The following is a 16,473-nucleotide window of genomic DNA, read 5'->3' as shown; positions in this document are numbered from 1 at the left end:
GGACGGGTCTCAGCCGGCGAGGAAGGAGAAGCGGACCTGGCGGGTGGGGTTGTCGCCGTTGGTGTCGACCAGGCAGAGCGACTGCCAGGTGCCGAGGGCGAGCCGGCCGTCGAGCACCGGCAGGGTGGCGTACGGCGGGAGGAGGGCGGGCAGCACGTGGTCCCGGCCGTGCCCGCGCGACCCGTGCCGGTGCCGCCAGCGGTCGTCGGCGGGCAGCAGCGCGTCCAGCGCGGTGAGCAGGTCGTCGTCGGAGCCGGAGCCGGTCTCGATGATCGCCAGGCCGGCGGTGGCGTGGGGCACGAAGACGTGCAGCAGCCCGTCGCCCTGGCCGGACACGAAGCTCTGCGCCTCGGCCGTGATGTCGCGCACGGCGGGACGGGAGCCGGTCTGGACGGTGATCACGTCACTACGCATACGGCGCATTCTGCCGCAGCGGCCCGCCGCGCCCGGCGCTACCGTCGTCCGGGGGCGGTCGTCGCACAAAGTTACCGGCGGGTACCTGTGTTGAGCGTCGCGTCCGGGGCACCTAGGCGTGACGCCGGGTGCCACCAGGGGGCAGGATGGCGCTAGAGACCTATCCCACACACAACCGAGGGACCGCCTGTGGCTACGGAACGCAAGCGCCCGGTGATCACCGCCGGCCTGCCGAGCCAGCTTCCGGACATCGACCCAGAAGAGACCAGCGAATGGGTCGAGTCGCTCGACGGGGTCATCGACGAGCGCGGAACCAAGCGCGCCCGCTACGTCATGCTGCGCCTGCTGGAGCGGGCCCGGGAGCGCCAGGTCGGGGTGCCGTCCCTGACCACCACCGACTACATCAACACCATCCCGCCGGAGCGCGAGCCGTGGTTCCCGGGTGACGAGCACGTGGAGCGGCGGATCCGGGCCTACATCCGGTGGAACGCCGCCATGCTCGTGCACCGGGCGCAGCGCCCCGAGATCGGCGTCGGCGGGCACATCTCCACGTTCGCCAGCTCGGCGTCGCTCTACGAGGTGGGTTTCAACCACTTCTTCCGTGGCAAGAACCACCCCGGTGGCGGGGACCACATCTTCTACCAGGGCCACGCGTCCCCCGGCATGTACGCCCGCGCGTTCCTCGAGGGGCGGCTCACCGAGGACCAGCTCGACGGGTTCCGGCAGGAGCTGTCGCACCCCGGTGGCGGGCTGCCGTCGTACCCGCACCCGCGCCTCATGCCGGACTTCTGGGAGTTCCCGACCGTCTCCATGGGGCTCGGTGGCCTGAACGCGATCTACCAGGCCCGGTTCAACCGCTACCTGCACCACCGCGGCATCAAGGACACGTCCGACCAGCACGTCTGGGCGTTCCTCGGCGACGGTGAGATGGACGAGCCGGAGACCCTCGGCGCGATCGGCGTGGCCGCCCGCGAGGAGCTGGACAACCTCACCTTCGTGATCAACTGCAACCTCCAGCGGTTGGACGGCCCGGTCCGCGGCAACGGCAAGGTGATCCAGGAGCTGGAGGCGTTCTTCCGGGGCGCCGGCTGGAACGTCATCAAGGTGGTGTGGGGCCGCGAGTGGGATCCGCTGCTCGCCGCGGACACCGACGGCGCGCTGGTGAACCTCATGAACACCACGCCCGACGGCGACTACCAGACCTACAAGGCGGAGTCCGGCGCGTACGTCCGGGAGCACTTCTTCGGCCGCGACCCGCGGACCCGCAAGATGGTCGAGCACCTCAGCGACGACGAGATCTGGAACCTCAAGCGGGGCGGCCACGACTACCGGAAGCTCTACGCGGCCTACAAGGCGGCGCTGGAGCACACCGGCCAGCCGACCGTGATCCTCGCCAAGACGATCAAGGGCTGGACGCTCGGGTCGCACTTCGAGGCCCGCAACGCCACCCACCAGATGAAGAAGCTGACGCTGGAGGACCTGAAGACCTTCCGCGACCGGCTCTTCCTCGACATCCCGGACTCGGCGCTGGAGGAGAACCCGTACCTGCCGCCGTACTACCACCCGGGCGAGAAGTCCGACGAGATCCAGTACCTCAAGGAGCGGCGGGCGCAGCTCGGCGGCTACCTGCCGACGCGGCGCACGAGCGCCAAGAAGCTGACCATCCCCGGCCCGGAGCGCTTCGCCGACGTCAAGCGCGGCTCGGGCAAGCAGAAGGTCGCCACGACCATGGCCTTCGTCCGTCTGCTCAAGGACCTGATGAAGGACAAGGAGTTCGGCAAGCGCTGGGTGCCGATCATCCCGGACGAGGCCCGCACCTTCGGCATGGACTCGCTCTTCCCGACGGCGAAGATCTACTCGCCGCACGGCCAGCGGTACACATCGGTGGACCGGGAGCTGTTCCTGTCGTACAAGGAGGCGACCGTCGGTCAGATCCTCCACGAGGGCATCAACGAGGCCGGATCGGTCGCCTCGTTCACCGCGGCGGGTTCGTCGTACGCCACGCACGACGAGCCGATGATCCCGATGTACATCTTCTACTCGATGTTCGGGTTCCAGCGCACCGCCGACGGGCTCTGGGCGGCCGCCGACCAGATGGCCCGGGGCTTCCTGCTCGGCGCCACGGCCGGGCGGACCACGCTCAACGGTGAGGGTCTTCAGCACGAGGACGGCCACTCGCACCTGATCGCCGCCACGAACCCGGCGGTGGTCGCGTACGACCCGGCGTTCGCGTTCGAGATCGCGCACATCGTCGAGGACGGCCTGCACCGGATGTACGGCGAGGGCCAGGAGAACGTCTTCTACTACCTGACGGTCTACAACGAGCCGATCGTGCAGCCCGCCGAGCCGGCCGGGGTGGACGTGGAGGGCCTGCTCAAGGGCATCTACCGCTACGCGCCGGCGCCGTCGGTGGGCGGGGACGCGCCCAGGGCCAACCTGCTGGCCTCCGGCACCGGGATGCAGTGGGCCCTGCGGGCGCAGCAGCTCCTCGCCCAGGACTGGGGGGTCGCCGCCGACGTCTGGTCGGTGACCTCGTGGACCGAGCTGCGCCGCGACGCGGTGCAGTGCGAGGAGTACAACCTGCTCAACCCGGGCACCGAGCAGCGGGTGCCGTACGTGACGCGGAAGCTCGCCGACGCCGACGGGCCGAAGATCGCGGTCAGCGACTTCATGCGCGCGGTACCGGACCTGATCTCCCGCTGGGTACCGGGGGACTTCACCTCGCTCGGCACCGACGGGTTCGGCCTGTCGGACACCCGGCACGCGCTGCGCCGGCACTTCCACGTCGACGCCGAGTCGGTGGTGGTGGCCACGCTGCGGCAGCTCGCGCTCCGCGGCGCGGTGCCGGCCAACGTGCCGGCCGAGGCGGCCAAGAAGTACGCGATCGACGACGTCAACGCGGCCCCGGTCGGCGAGACCGGCGGCGACAGCTGACCCGTTCGGCGTGAGAGGGGCCCGGCGCCGGTGGCGCCGGGCCCCTTCGTCGTCTCGCGGGGTCACCCGGGTCCCGGGGGCGCGCTCACGCGACGGTCAGCGTGGACGCGGCGCGCGCGGACGCGCGCCGGCGACCTGTGCCGGAGTCGACGATGGTCCGGCGTCCCTGGCGGGGACGCCGGACCATCACCATCGCGGGCGACGCCTGGGACGGGCCCGGTCAGCCGACGGCGGCCAGGTCGGTGAGCCGGGCCAACGACTCCTCCAGGTCGGCGCCGACCCGGCGCAGACCGAGCCGGAGCAGGGCGGCCTTGACCGGACCGGCCGGCCAGCGTACGACGATCAGCCGCACGATCGTGCCACCCTCCTCCTCGTCGGGAGTGAGTTGGACGTAGATCTCGGTGCGCGCCTCCGCCCGGGCGCCGGCGCCCTTGGCGCGCTCGCGCCACCCGATGAGGGTCGGCTCCTGATAGGCGATCACCTCGGCCTCGTGCGCCGCGCCACGCCCGGCCTGGACCAGCTGCCGCCGCCCGAAGCCCTCTCCCGAGAGCACCTCGGCCGCGCGGACCCCCGCCAGCCAGGCCGGCAGTTGCTCGGCCCGCTGCACGACGTCCCAGACCGCTTCCACCGGCGCCGCCACGTGCGCACTGCGTTCCACGAGGATCATTTCCGTCTTCCTCCAGTGAGGACATCCGCGATATTCCGCACTCTATGCGCAAAATTGGACGTACCTGGACGGGTTTGGAAAAAGACACGCCGAAAACCATTGCGCAGGCAGCCATGACGGCCTATGGCGCAATCGCCGGCCGCACCCTAGAGTCCCGAGCACGTTTCACGTTGTTCGGGAGGGCGCCATGCCGACCGCACCGCCGCCGCAGTTCCCCGCCGGCTTCCGCTGGGGCGTCTCGACCTCCGCGTACCAGATCGAGGGGGCGGTCGCCGAGGACGGCCGGGGAACGTCCATCTGGGACACCTTCGCCCACTCCCCCGGCCGCGTCGCCGACGGCAGCACCGGCGACGTGGCCTGCGACCACTACCACCGCCACCGTGAGGACGTCGCGCTGCTGGCCGGGCTGGGCGTGACGGCGTACCGCTTCTCCGTCGCCTGGCCGAGGATCCAGCCGGCCGGGACCGGGCCGGCCAACCCCGCCGGGCTCGACTTCTACGACCGGCTCGTGGACGACCTGCTCGCCGCCGGCGTCGACCCGGTGGCCACCCTCTACCACTGGGACCTGCCGCAGCCGCTGGAGGACGCCGGGGGCTGGCTGGCGCGCGACGCCGCGGAGCGCTTCGCGGCGTACGCCGACCTGGTCGCCGCCCGGCTCGGCGACCGCGTGAAGCTGTGGATCACGCTGAACGAACCGTTCGTCCACATGAGCCTCGGCTACGGCACGGGCGAGCACGCGCCCGGCCGGACACTGCTCTTCGACGCGTTCCCGGTGGCCCACCACCAACTGCTCGGGCACGGCCTGGCGGTCGCCGCGCTGCGGGCCCGCACCGCCGGCCCGGTCGCCATCGCCAACAACTACTCGCCGGTGCGGGTGCTCGGCGACACCGACGCGGACCGGGCGGCCGGCGCCGCGTACGAGGCGCTGCACAACCGGCTCTTCACCGATCCGCTGCTCGGACGCGGCTACCCGGACGGCACGCTCGCCGACCCGTCCGTGGTCCGCGACGGCGACCTCGCGACCATCGCCGCCCCGATCGACGTGCTCGGGGTCAACTACTACAACCCCACGGGCGTACGCGCGCCCGCGGAGGGCTCGCCGCTGCCCTTCGAACTGGCGCCGGTCGAGGGGTACCCGCGGACCGCGTTCGACTGGCCGGTGGCCCCGGACGGGTTGCGCGAGCTGCTCGGCTGGCTGCGCGGCACGTACGGCGACGCGCTGCCGCCCGTCGAGATCACCGAGAGCGGCTGCGCGTACGACGACCGGCCCGGACCGGACGGGCGGGTGCACGACCCGGAACGGATCGCGTACCTGGACGGGCACCTGCGCGCGGTGCGGGCGGCGCTCGACGACGGCGTCGACGTGCGCGGCTACTTCGTCTGGTCCCTGCTGGACAACTGGGAGTGGGCCGAGGGCTTCACGAAGCGCTTCGGCCTGGTGCACGTCGACTACGCCACGCAGGCGCGCACCCCGAAGTCCTCGTACGCCTGGCTGCGCGACACGATCGCGGCCACGCGCGGGGAGCCGGCGCGGTGACCACCGTCGACCCGGCGTCGGCCGCGCCGCCGGCGGCGCTCGCCGAGCCGACGGCGCCGGTCCGGCGCGGCTGGATCGCGTTGGTCTTCGCGGCGAACCTCGGGGTGTGGATGGCCTTCTTCACCCCCATCCAGGTGCTGCTGCCGCAGCAGATCGAGGGCATCGCCCCGGGCGACAAGGAGGAGATGCTGGCCGTGGTCACCGGGCTCGGCGCGCTCGCCGCGGTGGTCGCCAACCCGCTCGCGGGCGCGCTGTCCGACCGGACCTGCCTGCGGCTGGCCGGCCGCGAACTCGGCCGCCGGCACGTCTGGACCGCGGGCGGGGCGGTGCTCGGCGCGGCGGCCCTCGTGCTGCTCGCCCAGCAGCGCACCGTGCTCGGCGTGACGCTCGCCTGGGTCGCGGCGCAGGTCTGCTTCAACGCGATGCTGGCCAGCCTCACGGCGGCGATCCCCGACCGGGTGCCGGTGGCCCAGCGCGGCGGCGTCTCCGGCTGGGTGGGCATCCCGCAGGCGCTCGGGCTGGTGGCCGGCGCGGTGCTGGTCACCGCCGTGGTGACCGGCAACGCCGCCGGCTACCGGGCGGTCGCGCTCGCCGTGCTCGTGCTGGCACTGCCGTTCGCCCTGCTCACCCCGGACGATCCGCTGCCGCGGGCGCACCGGCCGGCGCTGCGGCCGCGCGCCCTGCTCGCGTCGATGTGGGTGAGCCCCCGCCGGCACCCGGACTTCGCGTGGGCGTGGTTCACCCGGTTCCTCGTGCAGACGGGCAACGCCCTGGGCACCCTCTACCTGCTCTACTTCCTCACCGACGGCGTGCGGGTGGCCGACCCGGAGGGCGCCCTGCTGGTACTGATCCTGCTCTACACGCTCGGCATGATGCTCACGGCGGTCGTCGCCGGCCGCATCTCCGACCGTTCCGGCCGCCGGAAGGTCTTCGTGGTCGTCTCCGGGCTCGTGATGGCGGTGGCGGCCACGCTGCTCGCCGTCGCCCCGGTCTGGCCGATGGCCGTGGTCGCCGCCGTGCTGCTCGGCGCCGGCTACGGGGTCTACCTCTCCGTCGACGCGGCCCTCATCACCCAGGTGCTGCCGCGCGCCACCGACCGGGCCAAGGATCTCGGCGTGATCAACATCGCGAACTCGGCGCCCCAGGTGCTCGGCCCGGCACTCTCCGCGCCCATCGTGGTCCACCTGGGCGGTTACCCGACCCTCTACGCGGTGACCGCCGCCGTCACCCTGCTCGGCAGCGCGTTGGTCGTGAAGATCCGCTCGGTCCCCTGACCGGCCCCCTGGCCGAATACGCTGGCGCCGCGCCGTAGGCTGGAGGCGTGACGGTACGTGTACGCTTCGCCCCCTCTCCGACCGGTATGTTCCACGTCGGCGGCGCCCGCTCGGCCCTGCAGAACTGGATCTTCGCCAAGCAGCAGGGCGGGGTGTTCGTGCTCCGCATCGAGGACACCGACGCGGCCCGTAACAAGCCCGAGTGGACCGAGGGCATCCTCTCCGCGCTGGAGTGGATCGGCATCGCCCGGGGCAGCTACGAGGGCCCGTACTTCCAGTCGTCGTACGCGGGCGAGCACCGCGCCGCCGCGCAGCGGCTCTACGAGTCGGGCCGGGCGTACTACTGCGACTGCACGCGGGAGGACGTGCAGGCCCGCACCGGATCCCAGTACGCCGGCTACGACGGCTACTGCCGCGACCGGGGTCTCGGCCCGGGCGAGGGCCGGGCGCTGCGCTTCCGTACGCCGGACGAGGGCGAGACCGTGGTGGTCGACCTCATCCGGGGCGAGCCGACCTTCGAGAACAAGCTGATCGAGGACTTCGTCATCGCCCGCGGCGACGGCTCCCCGGTGTTCCTGCTGGCCAACGTGGTCGACGACATGACCATGGGGATCACCCACGTGATCCGGGCCGAGGAGCACCTGCCGAACACGCCGAAGCAGCAGCTGCTCTGGGACGCCCTGGGCGTCAAGCCGCCCGTCTGGGCCCACGTGCCGGTGGTCGTCAACGAGAAGCGGCAGAAGCTCTCCAAGCGGCGGGACAAGGTCGCCCTCGAGGCGTACCGGGACGAGGGCTACCTCGCCGACGCCATGCGCAACTACCTGATGCTGCTCGGGTGGGCACCCTCCGGCGACCGGGAGATCGTCCCGTGGTCGGTCATCGAGGAGGAGTACCGGCTCGAGGACGTCAACCCTTCGCCGGCGTTCTTCGACGAGAAGAAGCTGCGGGCCTTCAACGGGGAGTACATCCGGGCGCTGCCGGTCGAGGAGTTCATCGCCGCGTGCGAGCCGTGGCTGACCGGCACCGACACGATCGCCCCGCCGCCGTGGCAGCCGGAGGAGTTCGACCCGGCCGCGTTCGCCGCGGTGGCGCCGCTGGCCCAGACCCGCATCGCGGTGCTCAGCGAGATCGTGCCGAACGTCGACTTCCTGTTCCTGGCCGACCCGCTCATCGACGAGGCGGCCTGGACAAAGGCCATGAAGGAGGGCTCGGCGGAGCTGCTGGACGCCGCCATCGCCGCCTTCGACGCCCTGGAGTCGTGGGACGCCGAGTCGCTGAAGTCGACGCTGGAGGCGGTCGGCGCCGAGCGCGGGCTCAAGCTCGGCAAGGCGCAGGCGCCGGTCCGGGTCGCGGTCACCGGCCGGACGGTGGGCCTGCCGCTGTTCGAGTCGTTGCAGGTGCTCGGCCGGGAGCGCACGCTCACCCGGCTGCGCGCCGCCCGCGTCCGCCTCGTCTGACGGCTCGCCCGCCCGGGCCGGGCGCTCCGGCGGGTGCCGGTCCACGGATCGGGCCTGCCTACGCCGCCGGCCCGGTCGTGCGCGCTCAGCGGCGGGCGGCGCGGCGGCGGAGCAGGAGCCCGGCCGCCAGGGCGGCGAGCAGCACCAGGGCGCCGAGCGCCCACAGCCAGCCGCTGACCTCGTCGCGTTCGTCCGCGGTGGGCACCACCGCGCCGCTCGGGCTGGCGGCGTCCGGGCCGGCCGTGGCCGGTGGCGGCGTGCTCGTGGGCGTGGCGGCCGGGGACGACGGCGTCGGCGCCGCGCCGGTGGTCGCCGACGCCGACGGGTCGGCCGGCGTGCCGGTGGTGAGGGTGAAGCGGACCTCGCCGGTCACCGGGTGCCCGTCGCCGGAGGCCACCCGGTAGCCGACGGTGTAGAGCCCGGCCTTCCCCGGCTTGAACGGCACGCTCACCCGGCTGCCGGAGAAGCGCGGCTCCCCGCCCGCGGCGGCCACATTGTCCGGACCGGTCACGGTGACGGTGGTCGTGGCGGGGTCCAGCCGGGACAGGAACCGCAGTTCGATCCGGACCGGGGCGGTGGCGATCCGCGCCCCGTCGCGGGGATCACTGCCGGTCAACGAGTTGTGGGCGGCCGCCGGCGACGCCGGCAGCGCCAACGACGCACCGAGCGCCACGCCGGACACGGCTAGCACGAGGCGCGCCACACGTGCGACCCTGCACCCCATGAACCCCTCCGCAAAGGTACGATCCGCCCGCTGATCAACGGCTGCTCAATTGGTCGCGCCGAGATCGCAGATAGTTCCAATTACTGTTCCACGAGCTGCAACCGCGAGACGTTCCACGGAGTCTTTCAGTGGACGCCCGGCGCACCGGCCGGGTCGTCGTCGCTGGTAGGGGCACGGGGCACGGGCACGACAGAGCCATCCATCGAACGGGGCGAGGAGGCGGCGATGGTCCGACGGGTGAGACGACTGGTCGCCGTACTGGCCGCCACGGTGGCGGGGGCGCTGTCCCTCGGCCTCGCCGGCCCGGGGCACGCCGCGCCGAAACCGCCTCCGCCGCCGGCCGGCGTGGACATCACCGGGGCCGGGCTGTCGGAGCCGCTGCGACTGCGCGCGGACACGCAGCCGCAGCACGTGAACGCCGTGATCGACCAGGTCAGCTTCCTCGGCCGCACCGGCGCGGCCAGCGGGCCGAAGCCCGCCGACCTGGGTCCGAAGTACACGATCGTCGTGCTGGCCGGCGAGACGCCGAAGCAGACGTACGACCTGTACCCGAAGGCCGTCGGCGGCCCGCGCATCTTCCGGCCCGCCAAGCAGCCGGACTCCCGCAAGACGAAGGCCGGCTGGTTCCTCGGCCGGCTGTCGATGTCCGAGACGCTGCGCACCGCCGGCGTGCCGCTGGAGCGCGAGTACGACGCCGTGGGCGGCGGCATCGGCGGCGGCGAGCGGGTCATCCCGGAGGACTCGCTGAACCCGGCCCGGGACATCGACGAGGCGCTGGGCGAGCTTCAGCGGCTGCTGCTGCTCAACGTGGCCGTGGTGCTCGTCATCACGTCGGGGCTGGCCGGGATCGCGCTGCTCGTCCGCCGCCGCACCCGCTGACCGTCGGTCGCCGGCGGCACACCCACCCGCCGCCGGCCGCGGTGATCCACTGACCGTCAGCGGCCGGGCGTCAGCACCACCGGCCCGGTGGGCGTTCGCGGCGGCCGCCACGGTGCGGAGGCCGGACCGCGCCGTGCCGGTGCGCACCGGCCCAGCCCGGCAGGTCGCTGCGGCAGGCCGAGCCGGACCGGACCGGTTCCGCGTCGACCGGCAGGGCCGGCTCCCCGGCGCGCTGGCGCGGCACCGGGGCGTCCTCGTCGACCCGCTCCCCCGGCCAACCCCCGGCCGGGTCCGGCGGGAACGACGGCAGCCCGCCCACCGGGCGACGGTGCTTCGCGGCCGCCTGCTGGTCGTTGTGGCCCGGCCGGCAGGGCTCCCCCTGGGCGCAGCCGTGTTCGGCCTCCCCCTGCGCCATCCCGGTCTCCTCACACTCGCCATCACCCGTCGGCTCCCGCCGACGTGCCCTGCCACCGTACTGGCCGGCTCCGACGGCCCGCGCAGGCGTACCCGGGTCGGGCACGCGGCGGGACGGCTCCGGCGCGTACCTCCTTCGGTGGAGCCCACCGCGCGGAGCCTCCGCCCGTGGGCGGAGGGTGACCGGCCGCCGGTGTGGTGAGATCGGGCCATGCGACTGCCCCCGTGGCTCCGTTCCGGCACCCGGGGCCGGGACCTCGCCCTCGCCGGCGCGTCGCTCGTCGGCGGGCTGGTCCTGTTCGGTCTCGGCGTCCAACCGCAGTTGTCCTGGCGCCCGGACCTGCCGGAGGCGCTGTTCCTGCCGCCGCTGCTCGCCGCGAGCGTGGCCGTGGGTCTGCGGCGGTTGGCCAGCCGCGCCAGCCTCACCGTCGGCACCGTCGCGGTCGTGGCCGACCTGCTGCTCGGCGCCTCGCTCGGCACCGTGCTGGTCTACACCCAGGTCCTGTACGACGCGTGCGTCTACGGTTCGCCCCGCACCTGGCGGCGCCTGCTGGCGGTCACCGTGACGTTGAGCGCGGTGGCCATCCTGGTCGGCGTGTTCGTCGTCGGAAGCTGGCGCGGAGTGGGGATGGGCGCTCCGGTGGTGCTGGCCGGGGTGATGCCGGTGCTCACCGGGATCAGCGTGCGGCAGTACCGCGACCAGGCGGCGGCCGAGCGGGCCCGCGCCGAGCAGACGGCACGCCTCGCGGAGCTGGACCGGCGGCAGGCGGTCGGCGCGGAACGCGCCCGCATGGCCCGGGAGCTGCACGACGTGATCGCCAACCACCTCAGCGCCGTGGCCATCCACGCCACCGCCGCCCTGTCCGTCCCCGGGCTGGAACGGGCGCAGGTCGAGGCGGCGCTGCGGGTCATCCGCGAGAACAGCGTGCAGGGCCTGGCCGAGATGCGGCAGATGATCGGCGTGCTGCGCGCGCCGGCCGAGCCGGCCGGGTCCGGGGGTGACGATCCCGACGGCGCCGTGCCGGCCCGGCTCGCCGAACTGGACCGACTGGTGCAGCGGGCGCGGGCCGCCGGGCTCGCCGTCCGGGTCAGCACCGACGGGGAGCCGGACGGGCTGCCCGTGGGCGTCGACCTCGCCGCCTACCGGATCGTGCAGGAGTCACTGACGAACGCCCTCAAGCACGGCGGCGGCGAGGCCGACGTGGACATCGCGTACCGGCCGGCGGAGGTGGTCGTCACCGTCGAGAACCCGCTCTGCGCGGGCCGGGCTCCGCTGCCCGGCGCGGGCGCAGGCCTGATCGGCATGCGGGAACGCGCGGTGCTCCTCGACGGCCGGTTCACCGCCGGCCCGCAGGACGGTCGTTGGCGCGTCCGGGCCGCCCTGCCGACCGCCCGGCAGCCGTCGTGAGCGCCCCGCCGGTCTCCCCGCCGGACGGGGACGCGACGATTGCCGGCGCCGGCACGATCCGCGTCGTGCTGGCCGACGACCAGCCGGCCGTCCGCGCCGGGCTGGGACTGATCCTCGACGCCGCACCGGACGTCGAGGTGGTCGGCGAGGCCGGCGACGGCGACGAGGCGGTACGCCTCTGCCGCGAGCTGTGCCCGGACGTCGCCGTACTCGACGTGCGGATGCCCCGCCGGGACGGGGTCGCGGCCACCCGGGAGATCGTCGCCGAGGGCCTCGCCGACGTGCTGGTGCTCACCACCTTCGACCTGGACGAGTACGTGTTCGGGGCGCTGCGCGCGGGCGCCGCCGGCTTCCTGCTCAAGGACACCGACGCGGACGGTCTGCTCGCCGCGGTGCGGGCGGTGGCCCGGGGCGAGGGGATGATCGCCCCCGCGGTGACCCGCCGGCTCATCCGGGCGTTCGCGGCCACCGCGCCGGCCGGTCCGGGCGTGCCGGGGGCGGGTGTGGACGCGCTCACGCCGCGGGAGCGGGACGTGCTGGCCTGCCTCGGACTCGGCCTGTCCAACCAGCAGATCGCCGACCGGCTCGCGATGGCGGAGAGCACCACGAAGACCCACGTCAGCCGGATCCTCGGCAAGCTGGAGCTGCGCAGCCGGGTGCAGGCGGCGATCCTGGCCCAGGAGCTGGGCCTGCCCGCTCCCCCGCCGGCCTGAGCGGCCCCCGCCGGCCTGAGCGGCCCCCGCCGGCCTGAGCGGCGCCGCCGGCCCTGCCGCCCGGCGGCCGCGCACCCGCCGGTGGCGACGTGCCTGGTGGTGCTGGTCAGGGCATGTGTCAGGCTGGTGCCGTGGAGAACGGACCGGGCGACGGGGAGCTGAGCGCGACGCTGCGCCGCATCGAGCGGGCGGCCGGCACGCTGGCCACCGCGAGCGTGGCCCGGATGGACGAGACGCTGCCCTGGTTCCGCGCTCTCCCGGCCGACCAGCGTTCCTGGGTCATGCTGGTGGCCCAGGCCGGCGTCCGGTCGCTCGTCCAGTGGCTGGGTTCCGGTGGCGGCAGCGCCGACAGCACGCAGGAGGTCTCCGACGAGGTCTTCGCGGCCGCGCCGCAGGCGCTGGCCCGGTCGATCACGCTCCAGCAGACGGTCGCGCTCATCAAGGTGACCATCGACGTGGTCGAGGAGCAGGTCCCCCACCTGGCCGCCGACGGCGAGGAGCAACGGCTGCGCGACGCCGTGCTGCGCTTCTCCCGGGAGATCGCCTTCGCGGCCGCCCGGGTGTACGCGCGGGCCGCCGAGTCGCGCGGCGCGTGGGACGCCCGGCTCCAGGCGCTGCTCGTGGACGCGCTGCTGCGCGGCGACTCCCCGGACGTACTGGCCAGCCGGGCGGCGGCGCTGGGCTGGGCGGACGCCCCGCCCGTCGCGGTGGCGGTCGGGCGCTCGCCGGGCGGGGAGGTCTCCGCCGTGCTGCACACCGTCTACCGGCAGGCGCGGCGGATCGGCGTCGAGGTGATCGGCGGCGTGCACGGCGACCGGCTCGTGATCGTGCTCGGTGGCGCGCCCGACCCGGTCGCCGCCACCGGGAAGCTGCTCGGCGCGTTCGGCGACGGACCGGTGGTGGTCGGGCCGGCGGTGCCGAGCCTCGACACGGCCACCGAGTCGGCCCGGGCGGCGCTGGCCGGGTTCCGCGCGGCGCCCGCCTGGCCGGACGCGCCCCGGCCGGTGCCCGCCTCCGACCTGCTGCCCGAGCGGACGCTGGCGGGGGACGCGGAGGCCCGCCGGCGGCTGCGCCACGACGTGTACGGGGTGCTGCTGCGCGTCGGCGGCGAGCTGCTGGAGACGCTGGACGCCTTCTTCGCGGCCGGGGGCACGCTGGAGAGCGCGGCCCGGTCCCTGTTCGTCCACCCGAACACGGTGCGTTACCGGCTGCGGCGGATCGCCGAGGTGACCGGGTTCTCGCCGCTCAGCCCGCGGGACGCGTTCGCGCTCCAGGTGGCCCTGACGGTCGGCCGGCTCGACCCAGTGGCCCCGGTGGTCCCGAGCCAGACAATGAGCCCAGCTGCGAGCAAAACATCACAGACAAGTGACGATCGCCGCCGATCTTTGTAGGATCCCCCCAAACCAGCTAGTGCGGTTTGGTCGAGGGCGGCACAGCGCTACCCACGCGTATCCGGGAGAGTCATAGACGTGCTCGCCGTACTTTCGCCCGGGCAGGGTTCCCAGAAGCCCGGCTTCCTGACCCCCTGGCTCGACCTGGCCGGCGCCGAGGCGCGGCTGCGCTGGTGGTCCGCCCTGGCCGGGGTCGATCTCGTGCACCTCGGCACCGTGGCCGACGCCGAGGAGATCAAGGACACCGCCCGCACGCAGCCGCTGCTGGTCGCGGCCGCGCTGCTCGCCGCCGAGCACCTGCCCCTGCACGACGTCACGGCCACCGCCGGGCACAGCGTCGGTGAACTGGGCGCCGCCGCCCTGGCCGGGGTGCTCACCGCCGAGTCCGCGATCACGCTGGCCGGCGTACGCGGCCGGGAGATGGCGGCCGCCTGCGCGCTGGAGCCCACCGGGATGGCCGCCGTGCTCGGCGGGGACCCCGACGAGGTGCTCGCCGCCATCGAGGCGCACGGGTTGCACCCGGCCAACCGCAACGGCGCCGGCCAGATCGTCGCCGCCGGCGCGCGGGACAACCTCGACAAGCTCGCCGCCGAGCCGCCGGCGAAGACCCGGATCATCCGGCTCCAGGTGGCCGGCGCCTTCCACACCCCGTACATGGCGCCCGCCGAGGCGGCGCTCGCGGCCGTGGCCGGCGGCATCGTCACCGCCGACCCGGCCCGGATCCTGCTGTCCAACCGCGACGGCGCCGCCGTCGCCCACGGCCGTGAGATGCTGCAGCGCCTCGTCCGCCAGGTCACCGCGCCGGTCCGCTGGGACCTGTGCATGCGGACGCTCGCCGACCTCGGCGTGACCGGTGTGATCGAACTGCCCCCGGCCGGCACCCTGGCCGGGCTGGTGAAGCGGGAGCTCAAGGGCCCCGACGCCCCCGAGATCGTCACCCTGAACACCCCGGACGACCTGCCTGCCGCGCGGGACCTCATCGCGCGGCACGGCGCGCGGCCGCGCCACGAGCCGGCCCCGTCGTTCCGGGTGGCGGTCGCCCCGTCGGCCGGCACCTTCGGCCGGACCGAGGGCCTCGCCGAGGGTACGACGGTCCGGGTCGGCCAGGTCATCGGCCACGTCGCCACCCGACAGGGGCCGGTCGAGGTGACCGCCCACGGCGACGGCGTCCTCACCGAGTGGCTCGCCGGCACCGACGACCCGGTCGCGCCGGGCCAGCCGCTCGCCCGCATCGGCGGGCATCTGTGAACGCCGCGACGAGCGAGCCGGGTCCACGAGCCCCGCAGCCGCGAGCCGCGCGGTCACGCACACACGACATCGCTGTGAGTGCGACCAACGAGCCGGGCCCGCGGGCCCCGCGGTCGCGAACGAAAGGCATGAACTGATGGCCGGAAGCCGGATCGTCGCCCTCGGGCACTACCAGCCCTCGCGGGTGGTCACCAACGACGACCTCGCCCGCATGGTCGACACGAGCGACGAGTGGATCCGGGACCGGGTCGGCATCGTCACCCGACGGATCGCCGACAACGAGACCGTGGCCGACATGGCGGCCGCCGCCGCCGGCAAGGCGCTGGCCGCCTCCGGCCTCACCGCCGCCGACATCGACCTGGTCGTGGTGGCCACCTGCACGTCGGTGGACCGCAGCCCCAACGTGGCCTGCCGGGTGGCGGCCAAGCTCGGCATCAACGCGCCGGGCGCGTACGACATCAACACCGCCTGCTCGGGCTTCTCGTACGCGCTCGGCACGGTCGACCACGCCATCCGGGCCGGCGCGTCGCGCAACGCGATCGTCATCGGCGCCGAGAAGCTCTCCGACTTCACCGACTGGACGGACCGCTCCACCTGCATCATCTTCGGCGACGGCGCGGGCGCCGCGGTGGTCACCGCCGCCGGCGAGGACGAGCCGGCCGGGGTCGGCCCGGTGCTGTGGGGCTCGGTGCCGGAGAAGAGCGAGGCGGTGCGGATCGAGGGCTGGCGGCCGTACGTCCAGCAGGAGGGCCAGGCGGTGTTCCGCTGGGCCACCACGGCGCTCGCCCCGCTGGCGCTGCAGGCGTGCGAGCGGGCCGGCGTGGCCCCCTCCGAGCTCGCCGCGTTCGTGCCGCACCAGGCGAACGCGCGCATCATCGACGGCATCGCCAAGCGGCTCGACATCCCCGACGCGATCATCGCGAAGGACATCGTCGAGTCCGGCAACACCTCGGCGGCGAGCGTGCCGCTGGCCCTGTCCAAGATGGTCGAGCGGCGCGAGGTGCCCTCGGGGGCGCCGGTGCTGCTGTTCGGCTTCGGCGGCGGCCTGACCTACGCCGGCCAGGTGGTCCGCTGTCCCTGAGTCGCGACTCGGCGCGTAGCGTCGAGGCGAACCCCGGTCGGCGAGGCCGGCCGGGTGTGATCAAACCCCCGATGAGAGGAATCATCCGACAATGACCCGTGACGAGATCACCGCCGGCCTCGCCGAGATCCTCGAAGAGGTTGCCGGGGTGAACCCGGACGACGTGGCCGAGGGGAAGTCCTTCACCGACGACCTGGACGTCGACTCGCTCTCCATGGTGGAGGTCGTGGTGGCGGCCGAGGAGAAGTTCGGCGTCAAGATCCCGGACAACGAGGTGCAGAACCTCAAGACCGTCGGGGACGCGGTCAGCTACATCGAGGCGCAGTCCTGAT

Annotated in this window: 15 protein-coding genes; 11 read left to right on the top strand and 4 right to left on the bottom strand. The window is 73.9% G+C overall.

Annotation, left to right across the window (positions count from 1 at the left end):
• Positions 1-9: 9 nt before the first annotated feature.
• Complete coding sequence (locus D7I43_RS21660) at positions 10-414, bottom strand: YjbQ family protein (protein ID WP_192902225.1); 405 nt, start codon at positions 412-414, stop codon at positions 10-12.
• Positions 415-603: 189 nt separating this feature from the next.
• Between D7I43_RS21660 and aceE the strand changes: the two genes are divergently transcribed.
• Positions 604-3,348, top strand: coding sequence for a pyruvate dehydrogenase (acetyl-transferring), homodimeric type (gene aceE, locus D7I43_RS21655; protein WP_120330366.1), 2,745 nt, complete (start codon positions 604-606; stop codon positions 3,346-3,348).
• Between the two features lie 220 nt (positions 3,349-3,568).
• Here aceE and D7I43_RS21650 read toward each other — a convergent pair whose 3' ends face one another.
• Positions 3,569-4,015 (bottom strand): SRPBCC family protein, encoded by a 447-nt coding sequence (locus D7I43_RS21650; RefSeq protein ID WP_120330365.1) that lies wholly within the window; start codon positions 4,013-4,015, stop codon positions 3,569-3,571.
• Between the two features lie 187 nt (positions 4,016-4,202).
• Between D7I43_RS21650 and D7I43_RS21645 the strand changes: the two genes are divergently transcribed.
• The 3 genes from D7I43_RS21645 to gltX are packed head-to-tail and all read left to right on the top strand — an operon-like array spanning position 4,203 to position 8,283.
• Positions 4,203-5,552, top strand: coding sequence for a GH1 family beta-glucosidase (locus D7I43_RS21645; RefSeq protein WP_120330364.1), 1,350 nt, complete (start codon positions 4,203-4,205; stop codon positions 5,550-5,552).
• Positions 5,549-6,826 carry an MFS transporter gene (locus D7I43_RS21640; protein ID WP_120330363.1) on the top strand — a complete coding sequence of 426 codons (1,278 nt, stop codon included), beginning with the start codon at positions 5,549-5,551 and terminating at the stop codon, positions 6,824-6,826. Before D7I43_RS21645 ends, D7I43_RS21640 begins: the two co-directional genes overlap by 4 nt.
• A 47-nt stretch (positions 6,827-6,873) precedes the next feature.
• Positions 6,874-8,283, top strand: coding sequence for a glutamate--tRNA ligase (gene gltX, locus D7I43_RS21635; protein WP_120330362.1), 1,410 nt, complete (start codon positions 6,874-6,876; stop codon positions 8,281-8,283).
• Between the two features lie 85 nt (positions 8,284-8,368).
• On the opposite strand, the gene D7I43_RS21630 is transcribed toward gltX, so the two are convergent.
• Positions 8,369-8,986, bottom strand: a complete 618-nt coding sequence (locus D7I43_RS21630) for a copper resistance CopC family protein (RefSeq protein ID WP_240033089.1) — start codon at positions 8,984-8,986, stop codon at positions 8,369-8,371.
• 246 nt (positions 8,987-9,232) lie between these two features.
• Here D7I43_RS21630 and D7I43_RS21625 point away from each other — a divergent pair, with 246 nt between their 5' ends.
• Positions 9,233-9,886 (top strand): hypothetical protein, encoded by a 654-nt coding sequence (locus D7I43_RS21625; protein ID WP_120330360.1) that lies wholly within the window; start codon positions 9,233-9,235, stop codon positions 9,884-9,886.
• Between the two features lie 70 nt (positions 9,887-9,956).
• Here the strand turns inward: D7I43_RS21625 and D7I43_RS21620 are convergent, their stop codons facing one another.
• The gene (locus D7I43_RS21620; RefSeq protein ID WP_120330359.1) at positions 9,957-10,301 is read right to left on the bottom strand and encodes a hypothetical protein; all 345 of its coding nucleotides are present in this window, start codon (positions 10,299-10,301) and stop codon (positions 9,957-9,959) included.
• 210 nt (positions 10,302-10,511) lie between these two features.
• Between D7I43_RS21620 and D7I43_RS21615 the strand changes: the two genes are divergently transcribed.
• From D7I43_RS21615 to D7I43_RS21590, 6 genes are all read left to right on the top strand, one after another.
• Entirely contained in the window at positions 10,512-11,708 is a 1,197-nt protein-coding gene (locus D7I43_RS21615; RefSeq protein WP_120330358.1) for a sensor histidine kinase, read from the top strand.
• Positions 11,705-12,421 (top strand): response regulator, encoded by a 717-nt coding sequence (locus tag D7I43_RS21610; protein ID WP_240033088.1) that lies wholly within the window; start codon positions 11,705-11,707, stop codon positions 12,419-12,421. The genes D7I43_RS21615 and D7I43_RS21610 overlap by 4 nt, the downstream gene beginning before the upstream one ends.
• Before the next feature lie 113 nt (positions 12,422-12,534).
• Positions 12,535-13,812, top strand: coding sequence for a PucR family transcriptional regulator (locus D7I43_RS21605; protein ID WP_120330357.1), 1,278 nt, complete (start codon positions 12,535-12,537; stop codon positions 13,810-13,812).
• 78 nt (positions 13,813-13,890) lie between these two features.
• A complete protein-coding gene (locus D7I43_RS21600; RefSeq protein WP_120330356.1) occupies positions 13,891-15,060 on the top strand; it encodes an acyltransferase domain-containing protein in 1,170 nt (389 codons plus the stop codon).
• Between the two features lie 136 nt (positions 15,061-15,196).
• Positions 15,197-16,141: a beta-ketoacyl-ACP synthase III gene (locus D7I43_RS21595; protein ID WP_120330355.1), complete on the top strand. Its 945-nt coding sequence runs from the start codon at positions 15,197-15,199 to the stop codon at positions 16,139-16,141.
• A 91-nt stretch (positions 16,142-16,232) separates the two neighbouring features.
• Positions 16,233-16,472 carry an acyl carrier protein gene (locus D7I43_RS21590; RefSeq protein WP_007072348.1) on the top strand — a complete coding sequence of 80 codons (240 nt, stop codon included), beginning with the start codon at positions 16,233-16,235 and terminating at the stop codon, positions 16,470-16,472.
• The last annotated feature ends 1 nt before the right edge of the window (position 16,473 follow it).

This window comes from Micromonospora globbae (assembly GCF_003610785.1).
GTDB classification, from domain to species: domain Bacteria; phylum Actinomycetota; class Actinomycetes; order Mycobacteriales; family Micromonosporaceae; genus Micromonospora; species Micromonospora globbae.
This window is presented reverse-complemented; position numbering and strand designations above follow the sequence as displayed.

Bases quoted from the DNA above. Each gene is read 5' to 3' on its own strand.
- D7I43_RS21650 (WP_120330365.1), bottom strand. From the start codon at position 4,015: ATGATCCTCGTGGAACGCAGTGCGCACGTGGCGGCGCCGGTGGAAGCG.
- D7I43_RS21605 (WP_120330357.1), top strand. From the start codon at position 12,535: ATGTGTCAGGCTGGTGCCGTGGAGAACGGACCGGGCGACGGGGAGCTG.
- D7I43_RS21595 (WP_120330355.1), top strand. From the start codon at position 15,197: ATGGCCGGAAGCCGGATCGTCGCCCTCGGGCACTACCAGCCCTCGCGG.
- D7I43_RS21590 (WP_007072348.1), top strand. From the start codon at position 16,233: ATGACCCGTGACGAGATCACCGCCGGCCTCGCCGAGATCCTCGAAGAG.
- D7I43_RS21620 (WP_120330359.1), bottom strand. From the start codon at position 10,301: ATGGCGCAGGGGGAGGCCGAACACGGCTGCGCCCAGGGGGAGCCCTGC.
- D7I43_RS21615 (WP_120330358.1), top strand. From the start codon at position 10,512: ATGCGACTGCCCCCGTGGCTCCGTTCCGGCACCCGGGGCCGGGACCTC.
- D7I43_RS21660 (WP_192902225.1), bottom strand. From the start codon at position 414: ATGCGTAGTGACGTGATCACCGTCCAGACCGGCTCCCGTCCCGCCGTG.
- D7I43_RS21645 (WP_120330364.1), top strand. From the start codon at position 4,203: ATGCCGACCGCACCGCCGCCGCAGTTCCCCGCCGGCTTCCGCTGGGGC.
- D7I43_RS21625 (WP_120330360.1), top strand. From the start codon at position 9,233: ATGGTCCGACGGGTGAGACGACTGGTCGCCGTACTGGCCGCCACGGTG.